This is a genomic window from Segatella albensis DSM 11370 = JCM 12258, from assembly GCF_000426565.1.
Taxonomy (GTDB): Bacteria; Bacteroidota; Bacteroidia; order Bacteroidales; family Bacteroidaceae; genus Prevotella; species Prevotella albensis.
This window is the reverse complement of sequence record NZ_AUFP01000011.1, coordinates 31,830-53,523: the sequence shown is the minus strand read 5'-3', so window position 1 is coordinate 53,523 and position 21,694 is coordinate 31,830. Positions and strand designations below refer to the sequence as shown.

The 21,694-nt window shown below is 40.7% G+C and carries 20 protein-coding genes; 12 read left to right on the top strand and 8 right to left on the bottom strand.

The features are described 5' to 3' along the window. The first annotated feature begins 38 nt into the window (after positions 1 to 38). Both K333_RS0107765 and K333_RS0107760 read left to right on the top strand, forming a co-directional pair. Entirely contained in the window at positions 39 to 974 is a 936-nt protein-coding gene (locus K333_RS0107765) for a hypothetical protein (RefSeq protein ID WP_154653015.1), read from the top strand. A 161-nt stretch (positions 975 to 1,135) separates the two neighbouring features. After that, positions 1,136 to 1,933: a hypothetical protein gene (locus K333_RS0107760; protein WP_024990256.1), complete on the top strand. Its 798-nt coding sequence runs from the start codon at positions 1,136 to 1,138 to the stop codon at positions 1,931 to 1,933. A gap of 571 nt (positions 1,934 to 2,504) precedes the next feature. Here the strand turns inward: K333_RS0107760 and K333_RS0107755 are convergent. The 5 genes from K333_RS0107755 to K333_RS0107735 form a co-directional block, all read right to left on the bottom strand. After that, entirely contained in the window at positions 2,505 to 3,140 is a 636-nt protein-coding gene (locus K333_RS0107755) for a DUF975 family protein (protein WP_024990257.1), read from the bottom strand. A 91-nt stretch (positions 3,141 to 3,231) separates the two neighbouring features. Then, positions 3,232 to 4,248 (bottom strand): branched-chain amino acid aminotransferase, encoded by a 1,017-nt coding sequence (locus tag K333_RS0107750; RefSeq protein WP_024990258.1) that lies wholly within the window; start codon positions 4,246 to 4,248, stop codon positions 3,232 to 3,234. Between the two features lie 97 nt (positions 4,249 to 4,345). Next, positions 4,346 to 4,540: an exodeoxyribonuclease VII small subunit gene (gene xseB, locus K333_RS0107745; protein WP_024990259.1), complete on the bottom strand. Its 195-nt coding sequence runs from the start codon at positions 4,538 to 4,540 to the stop codon at positions 4,346 to 4,348. 7 nt (positions 4,541 to 4,547) lie between these two features. Beyond that, entirely contained in the window at positions 4,548 to 5,786 is a 1,239-nt protein-coding gene (gene xseA, locus K333_RS0107740) for an exodeoxyribonuclease VII large subunit (RefSeq protein WP_027452537.1), read from the bottom strand. Beyond that, positions 5,783 to 7,138, bottom strand: coding sequence for a S8 family peptidase (locus K333_RS0107735; protein ID WP_244870418.1), 1,356 nt, complete (start codon positions 7,136 to 7,138; stop codon positions 5,783 to 5,785). The genes xseA and K333_RS0107735 overlap by 4 nt, the downstream gene beginning before the upstream one ends. Before the next feature lie 168 nt (positions 7,139 to 7,306). Between K333_RS0107735 and K333_RS0107730 the strand changes: the two genes are divergently transcribed. Genes K333_RS0107730 through K333_RS0107695 form a run of 8 tightly spaced genes read left to right on the top strand, consistent with a single transcriptional unit; the run spans position 7,307 to position 14,641 of the window. After that, entirely contained in the window at positions 7,307 to 8,683 is a 1,377-nt protein-coding gene (locus K333_RS0107730; RefSeq protein WP_024990260.1) for an MATE family efflux transporter, read from the top strand. Continuing rightward, on the top strand, positions 8,664 to 9,281 hold the full coding sequence (locus K333_RS0107725; RefSeq protein ID WP_024990261.1) for a cytidylate kinase-like family protein: 618 nt from the start codon (positions 8,664 to 8,666) through the stop codon (positions 9,279 to 9,281). Before K333_RS0107730 ends, K333_RS0107725 begins: the two co-directional genes overlap by 20 nt. Then, positions 9,278 to 9,787 carry a metallophosphoesterase family protein gene (locus K333_RS0107720; protein ID WP_024990262.1) on the top strand — a complete coding sequence of 170 codons (510 nt, stop codon included), beginning with the start codon at positions 9,278 to 9,280 and terminating at the stop codon, positions 9,785 to 9,787. Before K333_RS0107725 ends, K333_RS0107720 begins: the two co-directional genes overlap by 4 nt. Before the next feature lie 19 nt (positions 9,788 to 9,806). Continuing rightward, positions 9,807 to 10,973, top strand: coding sequence for a dTDP-glucose 4,6-dehydratase (rfbB, locus tag K333_RS0107715; RefSeq protein WP_024990263.1), 1,167 nt, complete (start codon positions 9,807 to 9,809; stop codon positions 10,971 to 10,973). 26 nt (positions 10,974 to 10,999) lie between these two features. Continuing rightward, positions 11,000 to 12,184, top strand: coding sequence for a formate-dependent phosphoribosylglycinamide formyltransferase (purT, locus tag K333_RS0107710; RefSeq protein ID WP_262498688.1), 1,185 nt, complete (start codon positions 11,000 to 11,002; stop codon positions 12,182 to 12,184). Next, on the top strand, positions 12,181 to 12,591 hold the full coding sequence (locus K333_RS0107705; protein WP_024990264.1) for a sugar 3,4-ketoisomerase: 411 nt from the start codon (positions 12,181 to 12,183) through the stop codon (positions 12,589 to 12,591). Before purT ends, K333_RS0107705 begins: the two co-directional genes overlap by 4 nt. Then, positions 12,579 to 13,517: a GNAT family N-acetyltransferase gene (locus K333_RS0107700; RefSeq protein WP_027452534.1), complete on the top strand. Its 939-nt coding sequence runs from the start codon at positions 12,579 to 12,581 to the stop codon at positions 13,515 to 13,517. Before K333_RS0107705 ends, K333_RS0107700 begins: the two co-directional genes overlap by 13 nt. Positions 13,518 to 13,525: 8 nt before the next feature. Further along, complete coding sequence (locus K333_RS0107695; protein WP_027452533.1) at positions 13,526 to 14,641, top strand: DegT/DnrJ/EryC1/StrS family aminotransferase; 1,116 nt, start codon at positions 13,526 to 13,528, stop codon at positions 14,639 to 14,641. 5 nt (positions 14,642 to 14,646) lie between these two features. Here the strand turns inward: K333_RS0107695 and K333_RS0107690 are convergent, their stop codons facing one another. The 3 genes from K333_RS0107690 to K333_RS0107680 are packed head-to-tail and all read right to left on the bottom strand — an operon-like array spanning position 14,647 to position 17,362. Then, positions 14,647 to 15,228 carry a LutC/YkgG family protein gene (locus tag K333_RS0107690; protein ID WP_024990265.1) on the bottom strand — a complete coding sequence of 194 codons (582 nt, stop codon included), beginning with the start codon at positions 15,226 to 15,228 and terminating at the stop codon, positions 14,647 to 14,649. A 2-nt stretch (positions 15,229 to 15,230) separates the two neighbouring features. After that, positions 15,231 to 16,604: a lactate utilization protein B gene (locus K333_RS0107685; protein ID WP_024990266.1), complete on the bottom strand. Its 1,374-nt coding sequence runs from the start codon at positions 16,602 to 16,604 to the stop codon at positions 15,231 to 15,233. A gap of 20 nt (positions 16,605 to 16,624) precedes the next feature. Next, positions 16,625 to 17,362, bottom strand: coding sequence for a (Fe-S)-binding protein (locus K333_RS0107680; RefSeq protein ID WP_024990267.1), 738 nt, complete (start codon positions 17,360 to 17,362; stop codon positions 16,625 to 16,627). A 108-nt stretch (positions 17,363 to 17,470) separates the two neighbouring features. Between K333_RS0107680 and K333_RS0107675 the strand changes: the two genes are divergently transcribed. Further along, positions 17,471 to 19,528, top strand: coding sequence for a DNA topoisomerase 3 (locus K333_RS0107675; protein ID WP_024990268.1), 2,058 nt, complete (start codon positions 17,471 to 17,473; stop codon positions 19,526 to 19,528). A gap of 77 nt (positions 19,529 to 19,605) precedes the next feature. After that, positions 19,606 to 21,651 (top strand): PorE family type IX secretion system protein, encoded by a 2,046-nt coding sequence (porE, locus tag K333_RS0107670; protein ID WP_036889114.1) that lies wholly within the window; start codon positions 19,606 to 19,608, stop codon positions 21,649 to 21,651. Positions 21,652 to 21,694: the final 43 nt, after the last annotated feature.

The window sequence follows — 21,694 nt, the reverse complement described above, 5'->3', positions numbered from 1 at the left end:
ATATATTCGTATAAACATCTATTAACTATTTTTGGCTTATGAAAAAGTTTTTTTCATTAATTACCCTTATGCTTTGCATGGTATTTGGTTCGGTAGCCTTTGTGGCTTGTGGTAGTGATGACGATGATACTGGTGGTGGAGGTGACCCTACAGTTACAGAAAGTCAGATTTTAGGAATGTGGTATGGCGTTACAGAGAGCAACCATGACCTTGAAGTTTTTATATTTAATATCCAGGCCAATGGTAATGGTAGATATCTTGAAAATGATGCTAAGGCAAGTAAGAATTGGATTCCGTCTACCTACGACCTTAAGATGACATGGGCATTGAGCAATGGCACATTTACGGCTGTCGTTGATGCACCGGATGGTAAGCATACTATGAAGGGAGATATCTTGAAGTTATCTTCAACTACTTTGAAGATTAAACGTCATTTTGATGACGGAACGACTGACATCGTTGAAATGAAACGCATTAATAATACCGGAGAGGCCTTGAGTGTCTTCAATACAAAGCTAAAGGATAAGACCGGACAGGGTGGAGAAACACCAAGTAACCCTAGTGACCCTAATACTTCAGATACCCCAGACCCTACTATTACCGCTGCTCAACTTGAAGGTGTATGGTATAGCTTAAAGAATACTAGTGAAAAATTATCTGTTAGCGTTATCGACTTTAAAGCTTCCGATGGTACTTGTATATTCGGAGAGTATTGGGCTCGTGCTGAAAATAATTGGAATGCAGACTCGAAACTTACAAATGCAACATGGACATTGAGCAATGGTATTATCACAATAACAGTCGGTACAGAAAATATGAGAGCTGATCTTTTGCAATTGTCAGGTGATGTTCTAAAAATTAAAGCTTATAAGGAAAACAACATAACAGAAATCATGGAGTATAAACATGCTGATAGTGTCGAGGCTGTTGCTACACTTTTCAATAATAAGTTAAATGAGAAGAAAGGAAATTAATAATTCATGATTTGCTAAAATAAACAAGAACTCTCATATACGGTTTGGTGTATGAGAGTTTTTAATAACAGAAAAACAAAGATACACTTGTTTGGTATCAGTTTAATGTTTATTTTTGCCAAAAATAAATGATCTTCTATTAACTAAAAACTGTAATTACGATGAAAAAGGTTATGATGTTGTTGGCAATAACTTTATTGCCATTCGTGGGCGCGTCAGCCCAAAAGTCGTTTGGATATTTTAATACCTTTGGTATAGGTCTGGGTGCAGGTACTGAAGGATGGGGAGCGAATATCGCAGCCCCTATCGGCAACCATTTTGATATTAGCGTAGGGTTCGACCAAATGCCTGCCTTCAAAATTAAAGGAAACGTGAAAATTGATAAATCCATAGATAACCTGACCTATCCGAACGGTACCCCGTTTAATGTCAAGGAAGTAGAAGTAGAAGGCAACATCGGTCGTACTATAGGACACGTCAGACTTGATTATTATCCTTTTAACAATAGTTCCTTCTTTATCGCAGCAGGTTTCTCCTTTGGTGGTGCCAAACTCATTAAACTGAAGGGACATAGCGAGGATATCAAGCACTACTATCATGAGTGGCTGGACTATGGTAAGAGATTTGAAGATGTAGAAATCAACCTCGACCTCGAAAAATATGTGCTTCCAATCAGCAAAAACGGAGATGTAGACGGTTATGCCAAGGTGAGTGGATTTCGTCCGTATGTAGGATTAGGAGTAGGCCGACTCGTACCGAAGAGTAGACTGGCCTTCCGAGTAGAGTTGGGTGCTCAATTCCACGGTACTTCTAAGTTGTACTATAAAGATGAACATGGAACCGATCAGGAGTTGAAAGAAAAGGACAAGCAGAAAGCTGATGACGATTTTTCCAAGATTCTGAACAAGTTGACGATATATCCGGTTCTTAAATTTAGCCTTCATGGAAGAATCTTATAATTTGTAAATTCGACTTCTTTAGGTGGCGTTGGCAAGCGCAAGATCCCGAACGAATCCAGAAGGCATCCAGAAGGCATCCCGAAGGAACATTTTATAATATTTAAACTTTCTCCGGGAACTGTTAACAGAAATCGTGTACAGTTCTTTGTTTCTTCTAGAAAATTCCGGAGTCGCTTAAGCCTCCAAAATACAAAAAGTTCCCTCTCTACAAATTGACTTTTCAAACGAAGTTAACTTCATCAGCTTACGAAGTTAACTTCGTAAAGTGATGCGAGTAGGTGTATAGCCCTCTGCAGTTAACTGAATGAGTCGATTTTCCCAGTATATTTTGATGACGAAACTATGAGCAAAATTATAACCAATTGATAATCAAGCGATTACATTTTACCCGTAATTTCAATATTCCTAATCATTCCATCTTTGAATCTAAATTCGCTAATTATGGGCATCCTTTATAGGTTGAGAATTAAAGAATGAAAGATTCGTTAAGTGAAAATATCATAAAAAACGGAAGGTCTACACTAAAAGTAAACCTTCCGTTTTTACTATATTGTTTACGAAATACTACGTATTACATATTCTCTTTCTTGAGATCCTCATAGAAATGAGCGTGGCATGAATAGACATAAGGAGTCAGGAACAAAGTACCGATACCACAGGTAAGGCAGCACAAGATAGCCCAACCGATCATACTCAAATCGAGAAGGAACAACTCCATCTTATGACCATCCATCAAACGCATACTTTCATTGATAGCCTCCAAGGCATCCATATCTGGATTTTCCTTTAATATATAAGGAGACATGCTATATGAATAAGACTTAATGATTCCGGGAACGATCAGCAACAAGGTCCAAAGGAAAACGAAAATTGAAACCAATAAACCCAAACAGAAGGTCTTAGCAAATTTACCATCCTTATAACCATCAAACAAATTCTCAACACTTGCTTTCTGTCCACGAACAATGTCTAAGAACAAAGTTTGAAAACTCCAGTTCATTGGGAACAACAGCAAAGCAAAGACTCCACCTAACGGTACAAAAACAGAAAAAGTGTATTCATGTGTACTCACATCATAAAAGCTGAGAAACATCTGCTGGGCAACATAAGATAAAACCATGTAAACAAGAGTACAACACACGGCCTTACCCCAATTAGAGTCTAAAGATGCAAGAGCACGATTTTTGTAATTTCCAATAGTATCCATAAAATGATTGTGATTAATTAAAAAGGAAGAAGGAGATGAAGGTTTAAACATCCCCTCCTTTCCTTAAAAGATTATTACTAAATTTAAAATATTATTCGATAACAACAGTTGTCCATCCATGCTTATCCTCCACAGTACCATACTGAATACCACGAAGAGTCTCATAGAGTTTGGTAGACCAAGGACCCGGTTTCTCACCATACTTGTAAGAAACACCCGTATCAAGATCATCCAACTGTGAAATTGGAGAGATAACGGCAGCGGTACCACAAGCTCCGGCCTCCTCAAAGGTAGCAAGTTCTTCCTCCGGAATAGGACGACGCTCCACCTTCAATCCTAAATCTTCCGCAATCTGCATCAAACTCTTATTGGTAATAGAAGGAAGTATTGATGTACTCTTAGGAGTAACATAGGTATTATCCTTGATACCAAAGAAATTGGCAGCACCACATTCGTCTACATATTTCTTTTCCTTAGAGTCGAGATAGAACTCTGAACTATAACCCTTGTTGGCTGCAAAAGTATGAGCCTGAAGAGAAGCCGCATAGTTACCACCTACCTTATAGATACCGGTACCTAAAGGAGCAGAACGGTCCCAATCACGAACGATAGCATACTTGTTGCATGCAAAACCACCCTTGAAGTATGGACCAACAGGAGTAACGAAAATCAAGAAGCAGTACTCTTTAGAAGGATGAACACCAACCTGAGCACTTGTACCAATCAACAAAGGACGGATATAAAGTGTGGCACCACTCTCATAAGTAGGAATATATTCCTGATTCAAGCGAACCACTTTTTTTACCATTTCAACAAAAAGTTCTGTTGGAACTTCAGGCATTACTATTCCTCGACAAGTACTCTGCAAACGAGCAGCATTCTCCTCAACACGGAATATGCGTACCTTACCATCTGGGCAACGATATGCTTTTAAACCCTCGAAAGCTTCCTGTCCGTAATGCAGACAAGTTGCTGCCATGTGCAATTTCAAATACTCATCGGAGCAAACCTCAACTTCGCCCCATTTGCCGTCACGATAGTAGCAGCGGACATTGTAATCAGTCTGACGATAACCGAAAGACAAATTAGCCCAATCTAAATCTTTCATAACACAAATATTTAAAAGTTCTTTGTTATTGATGCAAATTTACAAAGTTTTTCTGATATACTGCAACCTTTTTAATAGTTATTTATAAAAAGCGTTATCATTTTGACGTTTCTAGTATCTTTTTGATTTCTTCATCCGTCTTTGTCAACTTATCCTTGCAATATTGTATGAGAAACTTTGCACGCTTCAGTTGCTCTCCTAAGGAATCAACATCCATATTTCCTTGTTCCAATCTCGAGGTTAATGATTGAAGTTCACGGATTGCATCTTCATATTTCAAGTCTTTATCCATATCCTTACTATTTTACAATTGATTTTATAGTACCATAAGCTACTCGGGTCTCTATTTCGTCGCCCGACTTCAGTTTCTTCACATCACGCACTGCTTTACCGTCATGAAGGGTTATACTATATCCGCGCAGCAACAATACTTGCGGGTCGAGAGCCTTTATACGCTGACCTAACATCTCCAATTGATGGGATTCCTGCATCATATAGCGTTTAAGAAGAGGCCGAAGATTATTCGTAATGGTATCAAGCTGAAACTGGTTCTTCTGCTGGAGCATCGCAAACTGCAGTGGGATTGTCTTGGAGAAATGTTCCAACTGCTGATACTCACGCTTGATGCGATCTGAGACGACACTCGTTATGCGATCTTCCAAGCTCTGTACGGTCTGCCATACTTCCATCAGGTTTTCTATAAGTAAGGCGGCCGCAGCCGTAGGCGTTTTCACACGCGTATGGGATATCATATCAAGTACGCTCTCATCGCGTTCATGGCCGATACCGGTAATGATCGGTATTGGGAAGTTTGCGACATTTTCTGCAAGTTCCAAGGTGTCAAAACCTGACAGGTCACTTGTGGCACCTCCACCTCGGATAATCACGACAACATCTATGGCCACTCCCTGTTCTATATCCTCGTTGATCCGGTTCAAGGCGGATATGACGCTCTGCTCTACCCCCTCACCTTGCATTATCGCCGGATATAAACGCGTTGCAAAATGAAAACCGAAATCATTGTTTATCAACTGATCACAAAAATCGCCATATCCTGCCGCCGTCTCACTGGAGATTACGGCTATATGCTGGGCGAACATGGGAATATGAAGTTCTTTCTGTAAATCATATACACCCTCTTCTTTCAGTTGACGGATAATCTCCAGACGCTTACGAGCCATATCGCCAATCGTAAACTCGGGATTTATGTCTTCTATAATCCAAGAAAATCCAAAGTTCTCATGAAACTGGGCATGAACCTGCAAAAGAACTTTCATCCCGGAATGCATGGTCTGTCCTGTCACCCGTTCAAAATAAGGTCGGATAAGCATCCAAGTATTACGCCAACAAGAAGCTCGGGCCTTGGCTATCGGTGTGTTGGAACGTTCGTCTTTCTGAATAAGTTCCATATAGCAATGGCCGTTATTCTCTCTGACATCCGACAGTTCTGCCTGTACCCAGTATGATTCCGACATCGTTTCTTCTATTATGTCGCGAATCTGAATATTTAATTCGTATAAAGTAAGAGGTTTGTTCACTTCGTCAGCTTTTGTCCTTTCTGATAAGCCTTCCAAAAATCAGGTACACCATATCCATAGATATTGTTGGGATTGGAATAACGATTAGAAGACTCTTTCACTAATTCGATAATCTGCTTGGCCGTAAAATTAGGTAAAGCTTCCCAGAGACAAGCTACCATTCCTGCAACCAACGGTGCAGAGAATGAAGTTCCTATATCATTGATGATCGTTCCCCTACCCGAGATTACAGATACGGGACTTCCATAAGCCATGACATCGGGTTTTATCCTTCCATCGGCAGTAGGGCCAATGGAACTGAATGGAGCATTCACACCTTTGTCGTTTATAGCACCTACCGTGAGGATGTTCTCGGCATCGGCAGGAAAATTTATTTTCTTCCATGTTCCCATACCTTCATTGCCTGCGCTATTGACAAGGACGATGCCTTTGTCTGCAAGCATCGATGCCGTGCGGGATATCATCGCTGTATGGCCATCTTGATCTTCGTAAGAATAATTCTGGGTCTTATCGTCAAACTCATGATAGCCCAACGAACTATTGATGACATCAACGCCTAAACTGTCAGCATATTCGGCAGCTTCTGTCCAATAGTCTTCTTCGGCCGGACTTTCGGTGCGATCATCCTCGCAACGGACCAAAACGTAAGAAGCATTAGGGGCTGTTCCTACATAGTAATTAGGAGAATTGGTCGCTAAAACAGACAGGACCATCGTGCCATGCTCCATTTCCTGAAAGATATTAGACGACTTGGGATACACAAAATCGGCATATCCTATCATATTGATATCATGGAAAGCAGATATGCGATCGACATTCATAAATCCACCATCGAAGATGGCTATCATCTTTCCATCACCCCGATAGCCTTGGTTATGCAAATTAATACCGTTAAGGTTCTTGATTTGCTTCTCGGAAGTTCCATAGTCACTGGACATGGCTTGCCACTGGCTCAGTTCTTTATGGAAACGGGAACGAACACTTTCTTTTACTGAATCGGGAGCCTCGAATACCTTTTTGAATGCCTTCACGAAAGGAAGTTCGTGGAATATCTTTGTTTTCTTCTCCGAAGAGAGACGAACCAACACGGTATTATTCCATTTACTCTTCCCTACGATTTCTATTCCATACTGTTTCAAAGCAGCCAAATAGGGAATAGAGACCGGAAGGTCGGTAGAATCTATCGCAATGCGCTGATTGATACGTCGCTGTATCGCACGGGAAGAAAGATATTGTGATGGATCATCAAGAGAGAAATGCGTTCCTTTCTTATCTGTGAGATACAGACGATAGAGAATACACTTTCCACCAGGGAAAGAAACAAGTTCCATATGTCTAGCATATCCAAACATACTCACAAGCATTAATAAAAAAATAAGAATACATTTCTTCATCGCCTTGATCATTAAAGTGTTCGATGTGCAAAAATAATACAATTAAACCAAAATACAAAATTATAACTATCTTTTTATTCTTTAATTCTAATCTGTATCAAAGAAAATTTGTAAATTTGCAAACGTATGAGTAATAAAACAGCAACTTTAGAATTAGGCACAAAACCTATAGGGCATTTGCTCTGGCAATATGCACTCCCTGCTATTATAGCGATGACTGCCTCATCACTATATAACATCATCGACAGAATCTTTATCGGACAGATCGTAGGACCGGATGCTATCGCCGGTCTGGCCATTACCTTTCCTTTCATGAATCTTGCCGGTGCTTTCGGCGCTGCTGTGGGTGTGGGAGCGTCAACGGCCATATCCGTGAAATTAGGACAGAAGGATTATCTGACCGCAGAAAACTTGCTGGGCAATACGATTACCTTGAACCTGATCATCGGTATTGGATTCACGATTATATGTCTTACTTTTCTCAACCCGATATTGAGATTTTTCGGTGCAAGCGATGCTACCCTTCCATACGCTCGCAGTTTCATGGAGGTCATCCTTACCGGAAATGTCATCAGTCATATGTATCTTGGTATGAATGCCGTGCTCCGTGCAGCTTCTAAACCCAAAATGGCCATGACGGCAACGATCTTTACGGTGGCGATGAATATTCTGCTTGATGTCATCTTCATATTATGGTGGCATTGGGGAATACGTGGCGCTGCATTTGCAACAATCATCTCACAGGCTCTGGCATTATGCTGGCAGATGAAGGCCTTCAGCAACAAAAAAGAAATGTTGCATCTGAAAAAGGGAATCTATAAACTGAAAACGGAACTCGTAAAGAATATCATTGAAATAGGAATCAGTCCGTTCCTGATGAACGTATGCGCTTGTATTATCGTCATCTTCGTGAACAATCAACTTGTAAAATATGGTGGGGATATGGCTGTAGGCGCTTATGGCATCTCGAATGCCATAGCTACCGTGTTCGTCATGTTCGTCATCGGTCTGAACCAAGGTATGCAACCTATTGCGGGTTACAATTACGGAGCGCAACAGATTGACCGCCTGATGCGAGTATTCAAATTGTCTGTTATCGGCGCTACTTGTATCATGACCACGGGATGGCTCTTCAGTATGTTGATACCAGGAACCATAGCACGTATGTTCACCACTGACCCTACCTTGATAAACATCGCCAAGACCGCGATTCACTTCAACATGTTTATGTTCCCGTTCATTGGTTTCCAAATGGTAACGACCAATCTATTCCAATGTATCGGAAAAGTAAAAATCAGTATATTCCTGTCATTAAGCAGACAATTATTACTATTGTTACCTCTACTCGCTATATTACCAGTATTCATAGGTCTTGACGGTGTCTGGATGTCAATGCCTGGAAGTGATTTCCTAGCTTCGGTCATTGCGTTTATTATAGTGACAAGGTATATCAAGAAAATCAAGAATCAAATAAAACCTGACTATGGAAAAGATAATCATTAATATCGGAAGACAAATAGGCTCGGGAGGGCGCATCATCGCCAAACAACTGGCCGAGGAGTTCAATTGCAAATTCTATGATAAGGAGATTCTAAACCTTGCTGCACAAGAAAGTGGTTTCTCTGAAGAGTTCTTTGAACAAAATGATGAACAGAAAGGATTTCTGAAAAATCTTTTCCATATACATTTACCTCTGATCGGTGGAGGCAACTTCTACAACAACACGTTCTCACAGGAAAGTCTGTATAAGTTTCAGAGTGATGCTATCCACGAGGCTGCCCAAGAGGGTAATTGTGTATTTGTTGGTCGCACCGCAGACTATATCCTCAGAGACATGAAGAATGTGGTCAATGTCTTTATTACTGCCAATATCGACCAGAGAATACAACGTGTATGCAAGCGTCAGGAGTTAACAAGAAACGAAGCTCGTAAATTCATCAAAGAGCATGAATCGGAACGTGCTACCTATTATAATTATTATACAGGGAAGAAATGGGGACATAGCGAAAGCTATGATCTCTGTATCAATTCGTCCATCTTAGGAATCGAGGATACTGAGAAATTTATTGCAGACTTTATCAGAAAAAGATTCTCACTATGAAGAAGATTGGAATTATCAGCGACACCCATGGCTTTTGGGATGAGAAATATGAATATTATCTGAACGAATGCGACGAGATTTGGCATGCGGGAGATATCGGCTCCACATATGTTGCAGACAAGTTTGAGGAGATGAAACCTAAATTCCGTGCCGTTTATGGAAACTGCGACGGTACAGATTTAAGATGCAGATATCCGGAGCTCCTCAGATTCAAATGCGAGAATGTCAACGTGATGATAAAACATATCGGAGGATATCCGGGCAAATATGATCCTTCTGTGAAAAGTCAGATTATCGGTTCCGCACCTGACTTGTTCATCAGTGGACATTCTCATATTCTCAAAGTCATGAACGACCGTGACCTCCACTTGTTACATATCAATCCGGGAGCAGCCGGACATCAAGGCTGGCAACTGGAAAGAACTGTAGTGAGGTTGACCATTGACGGTAACAAATTTGAAGACCTCGAAATTATTAAATTAGGAAAAAACAATTCTGTATTATAGAATAATCAAATAACGAAATATGAAAACATATCTAGTAACTGGAGCTGCAGGCTTCATCGGTTCAAACTATATCAAGTATCTTCTCAACAAAAAATATAAAAATGAAGATATCAAAATTATCGTTCTTGATGCATTGACTTATGCCGGAAACTTGGGAACGATTAAGGATGATATCGACAATAAGCGTTGCTTCTTCGTAAAAGGTGATATCAGAGACAGAAAACTCGCTGACCAACTGTTTGCTGAAAATGACATCGACTATGTTGTCAACTTTGCTGCTGAAAGCCATGTTGACAGATCCATCGAAGATCCTCAATTGTTCCTTTCTGTAAATATCCTGGGCACGCAGAATCTTATGGATGCTGCACGCAGAGCCTGGATTACCGGAAAGGATGAGAACGGATATCCTACATGGAAGACCGGGAAACGCTATCATCAGGTTTCTACCGATGAGGTGTATGGCTCGCTCGGTGCAGAAGGATATTTCACGGAGAAGACTCCTCTTTGTCCACATAGTCCTTATTCTGCCAGCAAGACCAGCGCTGACATGATTGTCATGGCTTATCGAGACACTTACCATATGCCTGTAACAATTACAAGATGTTCTAACAATTATGGTCCTTACCATTTCCCAGAGAAACTTATTCCTTTAATGATCAATAACATCTTGGAGGGCAAGAAACTTCCTGTTTACGGAGAAGGTCTCAACGTACGAGATTGGTTGTATGTAGAAGACCATTGTAAGGCTATTGATATGGTAGTACGCGAGGGTCGCGAAGGCGAGGTTTACAATGTGGGTGGACATAATGAGATGAAGAACATCGACATCGTGAAACTTACCATCAAGACTATCCATGACATGATGGAAAATGATAAGGAACTTAGAAACGTTCTTAAAAAACAGGTTAAAGATGCCAATGGTGATATCGATATCAGTTGGATCAATGATGACTTGATAACTCATGTGGCTGACCGACTTGGACATGATCAGCGGTATGCTATCGACCCAACGAAGATAAAAGATGAACTGGGTTGGTATCCTGAAACAAAATTCGCTGACGGTATCGTCAAGACCATCAAATGGAATCTGGAAAACCAACAATGGATAGAAGAGGTTACATCTGGTGATTATCAAAAATATTACGATATCATGTATGGTGAAGATCGTCACGGACGAACACTCTAAGATACAACAAAATAACACTAAAAGACATTATGAAAAAAATTATGTTGTTAGGCTCAGGAGAACTGGGCAAGGAATTCACAATCGCGGCCAAGCGTGCAGGGGTATATGTTATCGCTTGCGACCACTATCCTAAAGCACCTGCCATGCAGGTTGCCGATGAATGTGAAGTTATTAACATGCTGAACGGCGACGAACTGGCACGAATCGTTGAAAAGCACCGTCCTGACATCATCGTCCCAGAAATTGAGGCTATCAGAACAGAACGGTTGTTCGATTTCGAGAAGGAAGGTATTCAGGTGGTTCCTTCTGCACGTGCGGTGAACTATACAATGAATCGCCGTGCTATCCGTGACCTCGCTGCGAAAGAACTGGGCCTAAGAACAGCAAAATATTTCTACGCTAAGACCTTTGATGAGTTCAAGAATGCTGCTGACGAAATCGGTTTTCCATGCGTTGTAAAGCCTTTGATGTCTTCATCCGGACATGGCCAAAGTTATGTTCATAACGATGATGAACTGAAAGAGGCTTTCGAAAATGCTATGGAAGGGGCTCGTGGTGACGTAAAAGAGGTTATCATCGAGGAATTCATCGACTTTGAGAGTGAGTTTACTCTTCTCACGGTGACTCAAAAGAATGGCCCTACCCTTTTCTGTCCTCCTATCGGACATATTCAAAAAGGTGGAGACTATCGTGAAAGCTGGCAACCTTATCGGATTTCCGAGGAGGCTTTGAAGGCTGCGGAACATATGGCTGACGAGGTTACTAAGGCTTTAACGGGTTATGGCATCTGGGGGGTAGAGTTCTTCCTCACTAAGAAAGGAGAAGTCATATTCTCTGAGTTGAGTCCACGACCTCATGACACAGGAATGGTTACATTGAGCCATTCTACGAATATGAGCGAATTCGAACTGCACCTACGTGCTGTATTGGGTCTCAACATTCCTGCCATTCATCTCGAACATAACGGATGTTCTGCCGTAATACTTTCTCCTGTAGAATCCAAAGAGCCTCTCGACTATCATCTGGAGGAAGTATGTAAGGAAGACCATGCTCGCGTAAGAATTTTCGGAAAGCCTGAGGCACATATCGGACGCCGTATGGGTGTGGTCGTTTGCTATGATGAGATTGGAAGCGATATTAATGCTCTTCGTGATAAGGCCAAGCGCCTTGCCAAAACTGTATTGGGAACAGATCCTTATATGAAGAAATAATGAAATTAGGGAAATTAATAACCCTACCTAAGATTGTTGATCCGCGCGGTAACCTTACCGTCGCGGAACAATATAAGAATGTTCCCTTCAATATCAAAAGGGTATATTGGACGTATGATATTCCTAGTGGTTCTTACCGTGGAGGGCATGCTCACAAACATTGTAGGGAGATGTTGGTGGCCATAAGTGGTTCTTTCTCCGTAATACTCAACAATGGAAAAGATGAAGAAACCTATCTTCTCAATCATCCCGACCAAGGATTAATCGTTGACAGAGGGATTTGGCGAACTTTAGAGGACTTCTCCAGTGGAGCAGTCTGCTTGGTTTTAGCCGAAGATGAATTTTCCGAAGATGATTATATCAGAGATTATCAAGAATATATAAAATATCTGGAATGTTCGAAATAAAAAGATATCGTAAAGAGTTTGAAGAAACCTGGAACCATTTCGTTGATATTTCGAAACAAGGAACTTTCCTGTTTTATCGTAACTACATGGATTACCATGAAGACCGATTCTCTGATTATTCTCTTCTCGTTCTTCACAAACAGAGGGTTGTGGCTCTTCTTCCTGCAAATAGAGAAGAGCATACGTTATGGACTCATGCTGGATTAACTTATGGTGGACTTATCACAAGTATGAGTGTTACGACTGCTAATGTCTGCGATATTTTTACCGCTATAAATGAATTTCTTAAAAAGAATGGTTTTGATAAGGTCATCTATAAAGCCATTCCTTGGATCTATCATCGCATTCCAGCAGAAGAGGACTTGTATGCGCTCATCAATATATGCAACGCACGCATCATCGAGAGACATATATCTTCTACCATCATGATGGAAAACAGAATCAAGTGGACTGAATCCAGAAAATCAGGGCTTAGAAAAGCACGACATCATCATATTAGGGTCGAAGAGAGCGAGGATTTGGAAACATTCTGGAAGATTCTCTCTCAGAACCTTCATGAGAAATATCATGCTGTTCCTGTACATTCTCTTCGAGAAATACAACTTCTGCAATCCAGATTTCCACAGAATATCAAACTGTATTTGGCCTATCAAGAAACAAGACCTATAGGTGGAGTACTTATCTACGAAACTCCTCAGGTGGTGCATACCCAATATATATCTGCCTCAAAAGAAGGAAAGATGCTCGGGGCTATCGACATCATTATCGATTATCTCCTGAATGAGGTTTATAAAGATTGGCAATACTTTGACTTCGGAAAGTCATCAGACGGAGACGGTCGTGCACTAAACAGAAACTTAATCTTTCAGAAAGAAGGATTTGGTGGAAGGGGTGTATGCTACGATTGGTACGAATATACATTATAAGATGAGATATGAAGAAATATAAAATTCCTTATTTACCGCTCAAAAAGATAACGGCAATGCATCGTGGAGAAATACATAAAACTGTTTCTCAAACAATAGACGAGGGTTGGTATATTCGGGGAAAGATGGTTTCTAAATTTGAAAACAACTATGCCCGTTATATTGGTTCTGCCTATTGTGTCGGATGTGGCAATGGCCTTGATGCTCTGACTCTTATCTTCAGAGCATATAAAGAATTGGGACGGCTAAAGGATGATGACGAAGTTATCGTTCCTGCAAATACTTATATCGCATCTATACTTTCCATCACCGAGAATCATCTCAAACCTGTTCTCGTCGACCCTTATTATTCTTCGCTCGAACTTGATGATTTCTTGGCAGAAAAAGCGATAACGAAAAAAACAAAAGCTATTTTATTGGTACATCTGTATGGACGATGTGCTATGAGTGAACCTATTGCTGAATTATGCAAGAAACACAATCTGTTGCTCATCGAAGATAATGCGCAGGCACAGGGCTGTACATATTATGATAAAAGAACCGGTAACTTAGGAGATGCTTCTGCCCATAGCTTTTACCCCGGGAAAAATCTGGGAGCATTGGGTGATGCTGGAGCTATAACCACAAACGATAAGAAACTGGCTGATATGATCAGAGCCTTGGGCAACTATGGAAGCAATAAGAAATATGTTTTCCCTTTCAAAGGAAAAAACAGTCGACTTGATGAGATACAAGCTGCTGTTCTAAATATGAAACTCAAATATCTGGATAAGGAGAACAATTATAGAAGGAAGATTGCTAACTATTATATAGAACATATCTGCAACCCAAATATTTCTCTATCATTCGATCCTATAGCTGATAATGTTTATCACATCTTTCCTATATTCTGTGACAAACGCGATGAATTGAAAAAATATCTGGAAGAAAATGGTGTTGAGACTATGATTCATTATCCTATTCCGCCACATAAGCAGAATTGCTATAAAGAATTGGCAAATCTCGATTTACCGATAACAGAACAAATTCATCAAACAGAACTTAGCATCCCATGCAATCAAACCATGACGACAGAGGATGCTAAGTATATCGTAAACGTTATCAACCGATTCCATATCGGTTGATCATATTATTCGTCTAAAAGGAACACCGTTACATCTCTGGCAGCTTGCGCTCCCATCACCAAAGCTTGTTCTATATCTGCAGTCTTGCTTGGGCCACTAATAAAGGTTCCAAAATTATATTTTGGATCCATCTCTATTCGTTTATATGCCTCGTGCATATTATTGACGATATCTCTCTTATTGAGAAGAATAACAAGATTTTCAGAGATAAAACAAACAGCTTTCTCTTTCATGGTCTGTGGTATCCATACACAGGCATTCTCTGCCACGCCGAGACCTCCACGAACAACACCAACGTCGGTACCATTCAGTTCCTGAGCCTCAGCAACGGTATCCGGATTTCTTTGTGCAAGAATTCCGGGAACATTACTTGCTATAATCTTTGCATCTGGATAGCTCTTCTTTATCAGAGCATTCAGGTCTGCTCCCTTTTCTACCTCCAATACTTTACCACCTACAGACTGAGTAATTGTTTCAAACTGCTTCAAAGTGTCTTCGTATTGAATGGCATCCATTTGTATATCAGGCATGTCAAACTGTACATGAGTATTTGCACGAAGTTTGGCAAATAATTGTTCTTTCTTCATAATTACTTTACTTTACCTTTCTTCCATAACTCATGGAATGATTCTTTTGCAAATTTAGGGGTATCATGTCCCACACACCAAGGATTGAGCTTTGGATTACCAACAATAGCCCATGGTAACTTATTAATAAGAGGTGCGAACTTTAATCCCGTATCATAAAGAGGATAATGTTCATATAACACCTTCATACCTCTCGACATGAATTTCTTCACTGGATTTGCCGTACCGATCTTATCCAATTGCTGACGCCATGAATAAATCTGACTTCCAGGATTCACATGAACAGGGCAAACAAAATCACAACTCAAACAAAGTGAACATGCACTTACATTTCCGCTATGCTTCTTCTCGTCATGAAGCATACCTAAATTAACACCAATAGGACCTGGAATGAAATAACTATAGCTATAACCTGTAGAGCGTCGATACACTGGACATGTATTCATACATGCACCACAACGGATACACTTTAATGTTTCCCAATGCTCCTGATTGGCTATGATATCGCTACGCCCATTATCCAATAAGACAACGTGCATTTCTGCACCTGGACGTGCCTGACGGAAATGGGAAGTAAATGTTGTTGTCGGCTGTCCTGTACCACATCTACTGAGAAGACGCTGGAAAACAGCCAAACTATCATAGTCAGGTATCAACTTCTCAAGACCCATTGCTACGATATGTAACTTTGGCATTGAGGTAGTCATATCTGCATTACCCTCATTCGTACATACTACAATATCACCTGTCTTTGCAACACCAAAGTTACATCCCGTCAGACCTGCCTGAGCGTCCATAAACTGGTCGCGCAAATGATGACGGGCACAACGTGTAAGATATGTCGGATCATAATTACCTATTTCCTTAGAGATACCTTTCTCTTCAAATAGTTTACCAACCTCTTCTCTAGTGATATGGATGGCAGGCATAACAATATGTGCAGGTTTAGCATTCAACAACTGGATGATACGCTCACCTAAGTCGGTTTCTACAACATCAATACCACGCTCCATGAGATACTTGTTCATCTCACATTCCTCAGTAAGCATAGATTTCGACTTAACCATCTTGCTTACCTTGTGCGATTCCAAGATCCCATAAACGATCTCATTGAACTCCTGAGCATCCTTAGCCCAATGAACAATAACACCTCGACTCTCTAAATTTTTAGAAAACTCTTCTAGATAATCAGCGAGATGACTAATCGTGTGCCGCTTGATCTCACTAGCTTTCTGACGAAGTGCTTCCCACTCGGGAAGTTGCTTAGCCACAATATCTCTTTTTACACGTACCGACCAAAAGGTTTGATCGTGTCGGGTTATCTTCCCAAAATCCTTTAAGATTTCTTTCGACTTTTTACTATGACTTGTACTCATAACTATACTTAGAAATCAATTTATAGACCTGCTGCCAAAATCTGAACGACATGAATAAACTTAATATCTTTTTTCTGTCGATTGGCAATACCTTTCATGTGCATCAGACAACTACTATCAGGTCCTGTTATATATTCTGCGCCCGTAGCAATATGTCTGTTGATCTTGTCAATGCCCATACGTGTTGAGACATCAGGTTCTTCCACAGCAAACATTCCGCCAAATCCGCAACATTCGTCTTTTCGTTCTGGCTCTTTTATCGTGATGCCTTCCTTCAACTGAAGCAAATCGATAATCTTATTAAAAGGAGCTATATTTTGTTCCGATGGAGATGACAAATTCAATTCCCTTACGCCATGACAACTGTTGTGTACACTCACAACATGAGGGAATGAACCTGGAAGCGAATCCGGTTTCACTACATCGTGGATAAATTCTACCACATCCATAATTTTTTCTGAGGTAACACACTCGTGCTGTCCTTTAAGAAGATTTGGATAATTAACGCGAACATAAGCGGAACAAGATACAGAGGGCGCTACCACATAATCAAAGTCCTTGAATTTCTCATCAAATCGTTTTGCAAGTTCCACCGACATATTCTCAAAGCCAGCATTTCCCATGGGCTGTCCACAACAAGTCTGCTTATCAGGATAAGAAACATCCAAATTAAAATGCTTTAATAATTTATAAGTAGCAATTCCTACTTCCGGGAATAAAGCATCTACATAACAAGGGATAAATAAGCCTATTTTCATTTTAACCATGAGGTTTAATACAATATTTAGCTCCCAAAGGTAGTAATAAAAAAAGAAAAAAGAAGCTAAATAGTACATAAATTATTATTTTTTAGTAACTTTGCCCTCATGATAGTATGTATTGCTGAGAAACCGAGCGTAGCCAAAGACATTGCCCGCATTTTAGGAGCCACAACTTCGCATGATGGATACATGGAAGGAAATGGGTATCAGGTGACCTGGACCTTTGGTCATCTATGCGAATTAAAGGAGCCCGACGACTACACACCAATGTGGAAACGTTGGAGTTTGGCGGCATTACCCATGATTCCTCCAAGATTCGGCATCAAACTGATTAATGACGATGGTATCAAGAGACAATTTGGTATCATCGAAAAGTTATATTCCCAAGCTGACGAAATCATCAACTGTGGTGATGCCGGACAGGAAGGTGAACTTATTCAAAGATGGGTCATGCAAAAAGCTCAGGTAAAGTGTCCTGTAAAGAGATTGTGGATTTCCTCTATGACTGATGAAGCTATCAAACAAGGGTTCCAAGAGCTAAAAGAAGAAGACAAATACCAATCTCTTTACCTTGCAGGACTATCCCGAGCTATCGGTGACTGGATTCTCGGCATGAATGCTACACGCCTCTATACGCTCAAGTATGGGCAGAACCGTCAGGTCCTCAGTATCGGAAGGGTTCAGACCCCTACGCTTGCACTTATCGTAAACAGACAGAAGGAGATAGACAACTTTAAGCCAGAACCTTATTGGGTACTTGCTACGATCTATCGTGACACCCAGTTTACTGCAACAAAAGGTAAATTTACCAGCAAGGAAGAGGGTGAAAAGGCTTTTGAGACAATAGCGGGGAAACCTTTCTGCGTAACTTCTGTACAGAAGAAGAAGGGTTCCGAAGCACCTCCTCATCTTTATGACCTTACATCATTACAGGTGGAATGCAACAAGAAGTTTGGATATTCTGCCGAGATGACCTTGAACACGGTTCAAAGTCTTTATGAGAAGAAGGTTACCACTTATCCTCGTGTTGACACACAATATCTTAGTGACGACATCTATCCTAAATGCCCAAACATCCTCAATGGATTAAGTCAGACTAAAATTGGTAGTCAACCGATATATCTAGAACCGATAAAGAATCTTGCTGCCCTTGGCAAGAAATTAACCAAGAGCAAGAAGGTTTTCGATACAAGCAAAGTAACCGATCACCATGCTATCATCCCGACAGGAGTTTCTCCCGTTGGACTTACGAATATTGAGCAGAACGTCTTTGACTTAATCGCAAAGAGATTTATCGCTGTATTCTATCCTGACTGTAAATTCTCTACAACCACAGTAATAGGAAAAGTAGAGGATATCGAATTCAAAGTCAGTGGAAAGGAAATATTAGAACCTGGATGGAGGGTCATCTATCAAAAAGAGGTGAAACAAGATGATGACGAAGATAATAAGAAAGGTGACGAAGAGCGCACTCTTCCTACTTTCACGAAGGGAGAAAGCGGAGAACATACGCCAACGCTGACTGAGAAACAGACAACTCCTCCTAAATACTATACTGAGGCTACATTATTACGAGCCATGGAGACAGCCGGAAAGTTCGTAGAAGACGAAACGCTTCGTGCTGCTCTCAAAGAAAATGGTATTGGACGTCCTTCTTCTAGAGCAGGTATCATCGAGACGCTTTTCAAGCGACACTATATCCGCAGAGAACGTAAGAACCTCGTTGCGACACCTACAGGTATCGAACTCATAGACACTATCCATGAGGAACTCCTTAAAAGTTGTGAACTGACGGGTATATGGGAGAAGAAACTTCGTGATATTGAGCATGGTACTTATGATCCTGCGCAGTTTATCTCGGAACTCAAAGTTCAGATCAACGAGATTGTCAAAGACGTTCTTTCAGACAACAGCAATCGACATGTAACAGTTCTCTCCGAAGAGGATTTGAAAGTAAAAAAGAAAACTTCCAAGAAGACTAGGAAGAAGAGTTCTAAAGATAAGGAATCTTCAAATAGTCCTACCGTTAAACTAGAGCCTAATGATTCTATCATAGGACAAGTTTGTCCGATATGTGGAAAAGGTAAGATTATCAAGGGGAAAACGGCATATGGTTGTAGTAACTGGAAGAATGGATGTACTTTCCGACTTCCCTTCAAATAAAATAACCTTTCTTACGTTATCATCATATGAATTGGCATCAAAATACATATGATTATTTATGCCATCGATTTCTTTCGATGGCATTTACAATATTTGCCTGCATCAGTCTCGCAAATTGTGGATTAGAATACAATCTCAAAAAAGGCGAAGAGCATCTTGCGTTAGGCGAATACTACGATGCAGCAGAACAATTCAAACAAGCATATCTAAAAACACCTGTCAAGGAGCGAGAGAATCGTGGCAAACGAGCTTTAAAGATGGCTATATGCTATGACAAGATAAACGCTACTCCGAAAGCAATTTCTGCATATGCTAATGCTATAAGATATAAACAGACTTCACTTAACGATAAAATAAATTATGCACGACTGTTACTCAAGAACGGTCAATACAAAATGGCAGAAAAAGAATTCTTAGAATTGAAGGACTCTCTGCCTGAGAATATCTTGGTAACCAATGGATTGATTTCCGCGCAAAAGGCTCCTCTTTGGAAGAAGCAAGGCAGCAGATATAAGGTCAAGAGAATGGATATATTCAATTCTAGGCGCGATGACTATTCGCCTATGCTCTACGGTGACCATCATGATCAACTTTTCTTCACATCTACACGCAACGAATCTTTGGGAGACGATTTGAGTAGTATCACGGGTACCAAGACCGGAGACATATATGTATCTCTGAAAGACGATAAAGGAAGATGGAGTCGTCCCGAGGTTCTCAACTCAGGAGTAAATACAACTTTTGACGAAGGTGCTTGTTGTTTCTCTGCAGACGGAAGAGAGATGTATCTGACGCAATGCTCCACAGACCCTCAAAATCCAAGATATGCCCAAATTGTTGTTTCGCAACGTTCTGATGCGACATGGGGAAAGGGGGCTGTCGTAGAATTAACCCGAGATACATTGTCTAGTTATGCACACCCAGCCATCTCTCCTGATGGGAAATGGCTTTACTTTACAAGTGACATGCCTGGTGGATTAGGGGGACTGGATATCTGGAGGGCACGCATTACACCTACGGGACTGGGCGGTGTAGAAAATCTAGGAACACCAATCAACACGCCTGGTGACGAGGAGTTTCCTACATTTCGGCCTAATGGTGAACTTTATTTCTCATCGAACGGGCATCCCGGGATGGGTGGCTTAGATATTTATATCGCCAAGACTGATCCTCAGACACATAAATATCATATTTCTCACCCTGGATACCCCCTCAATTCTGAAGGCGATGACTTTGGAATGACTTTCGAAGGTACACTGAATCAGGGCTTTTTCTGTTCTAACCGAAAAGACGGACGTGGCTACGACCATATCTACTCTTTTAATAATCCTGAAATTGTACAGACCGTCAAAGGATGGGTCTATGAGATGGATGGATACGAATTGCCGGCTGCTGAGGTTTACATCATCAGCAATAATGGGCTCAACAAGAAAGTACCGGTATTAAGTGACGGTTCGTTCAATATCATTGCACAGCCTGGTGTCAGTTATCTCATGATGGCTACTTGTAAGGGGTTCCTCAATCATAAAGAAGAAATCACGATTCCTAAAGTTGAAGAGAGCCAAGAATATACACTCCAGTTTCCGTTGGCATCTATCTCTGCACCTGTATTAATCGACAACATCTTCTATGAATTCAATAAGGCGACATTAACATCTCAGTCGCAGCAAGCTCTTGACCAACTCGTCAATCTGCTCAATGAGAATCCACATGTCACTATTGAATTGCGTTCTCACTGTGACTATAAAGGAACTCGGGAGTATAACAAGAAACTGTCGCAACAGCGTGCAGAAGCTGTTGTGAACTACTTGATCAAGCATGGTATAGACAAGAACCGACTGACGGCTGTTGGATATGGTAAAGAGAAACCTAAGGTCATTCGCAAAAAGCTCACGGAGAAATATCCATGGCTCAAAGAAAATGATGTACTTACCGAAGACTTTATCCGAAATCAAACAAAAGAAAATCAAGACATTTGTAATCAACTGAATAGAAGAACTGAATTTGTCGTACTCCGTACTACCTATAATCTGTTTGATTCTAAAGGACATTTAAAGCATTCCCCTTCTGGCCAGAAGAAGAACGCTCAATCGGATGAAGATTTCAATGTTCATTTCGAATAATGTTTTTCCATCAGATATTGCAAGCATTAGTTTTTTTTCCTAA

Excerpts from the sequence above, each read along its gene's own strand:
- K333_RS0107765 (WP_154653015.1), top strand. The coding sequence starts at position 39 with ATGAAAAAGTTTTTTTCATTAATTACCCTTATGCTTTGCATGGTATTT.
- K333_RS0107760 (WP_024990256.1), top strand. The coding sequence starts at position 1,136 with ATGAAAAAGGTTATGATGTTGTTGGCAATAACTTTATTGCCATTCGTG.
- K333_RS0107755 (WP_024990257.1), bottom strand. The coding sequence starts at position 3,140 with ATGGATACTATTGGAAATTACAAAAATCGTGCTCTTGCATCTTTAGAC.
- K333_RS0107750 (WP_024990258.1), bottom strand. The coding sequence starts at position 4,248 with ATGAAAGATTTAGATTGGGCTAATTTGTCTTTCGGTTATCGTCAGACT.
- xseB (WP_024990259.1), bottom strand. The coding sequence starts at position 4,540 with ATGGATAAAGACTTGAAATATGAAGATGCAATCCGTGAACTTCAATCA.
- K333_RS0107735 (WP_244870418.1), bottom strand. The coding sequence starts at position 7,138 with ATGTTTGGATATGCTAGACATATGGAACTTGTTTCTTTCCCTGGTGGA.
- K333_RS0107730 (WP_024990260.1), top strand. The coding sequence starts at position 7,307 with ATGAGTAATAAAACAGCAACTTTAGAATTAGGCACAAAACCTATAGGG.
- K333_RS0107725 (WP_024990261.1), top strand. The coding sequence starts at position 8,664 with ATGGAAAAGATAATCATTAATATCGGAAGACAAATAGGCTCGGGAGGG.
- K333_RS0107720 (WP_024990262.1), top strand. The coding sequence starts at position 9,278 with ATGAAGAAGATTGGAATTATCAGCGACACCCATGGCTTTTGGGATGAG.
- rfbB (WP_024990263.1), top strand. The coding sequence starts at position 9,807 with ATGAAAACATATCTAGTAACTGGAGCTGCAGGCTTCATCGGTTCAAAC.
- K333_RS0107700 (WP_027452534.1), top strand. The coding sequence starts at position 12,579 with ATGTTCGAAATAAAAAGATATCGTAAAGAGTTTGAAGAAACCTGGAAC.
- K333_RS0107695 (WP_027452533.1), top strand. The coding sequence starts at position 13,526 with ATGAAGAAATATAAAATTCCTTATTTACCGCTCAAAAAGATAACGGCA.
- K333_RS0107690 (WP_024990265.1), bottom strand. The coding sequence starts at position 15,228 with ATGAAGAAAGAACAATTATTTGCCAAACTTCGTGCAAATACTCATGTA.
- K333_RS0107685 (WP_024990266.1), bottom strand. The coding sequence starts at position 16,604 with ATGAGTACAAGTCATAGTAAAAAGTCGAAAGAAATCTTAAAGGATTTT.
- K333_RS0107680 (WP_024990267.1), bottom strand. The coding sequence starts at position 17,362 with ATGAAAATAGGCTTATTTATCCCTTGTTATGTAGATGCTTTATTCCCG.
- K333_RS0107675 (WP_024990268.1), top strand. The coding sequence starts at position 17,471 with ATGATAGTATGTATTGCTGAGAAACCGAGCGTAGCCAAAGACATTGCC.
- porE (WP_036889114.1), top strand. The coding sequence starts at position 19,606 with ATGGCATTTACAATATTTGCCTGCATCAGTCTCGCAAATTGTGGATTA.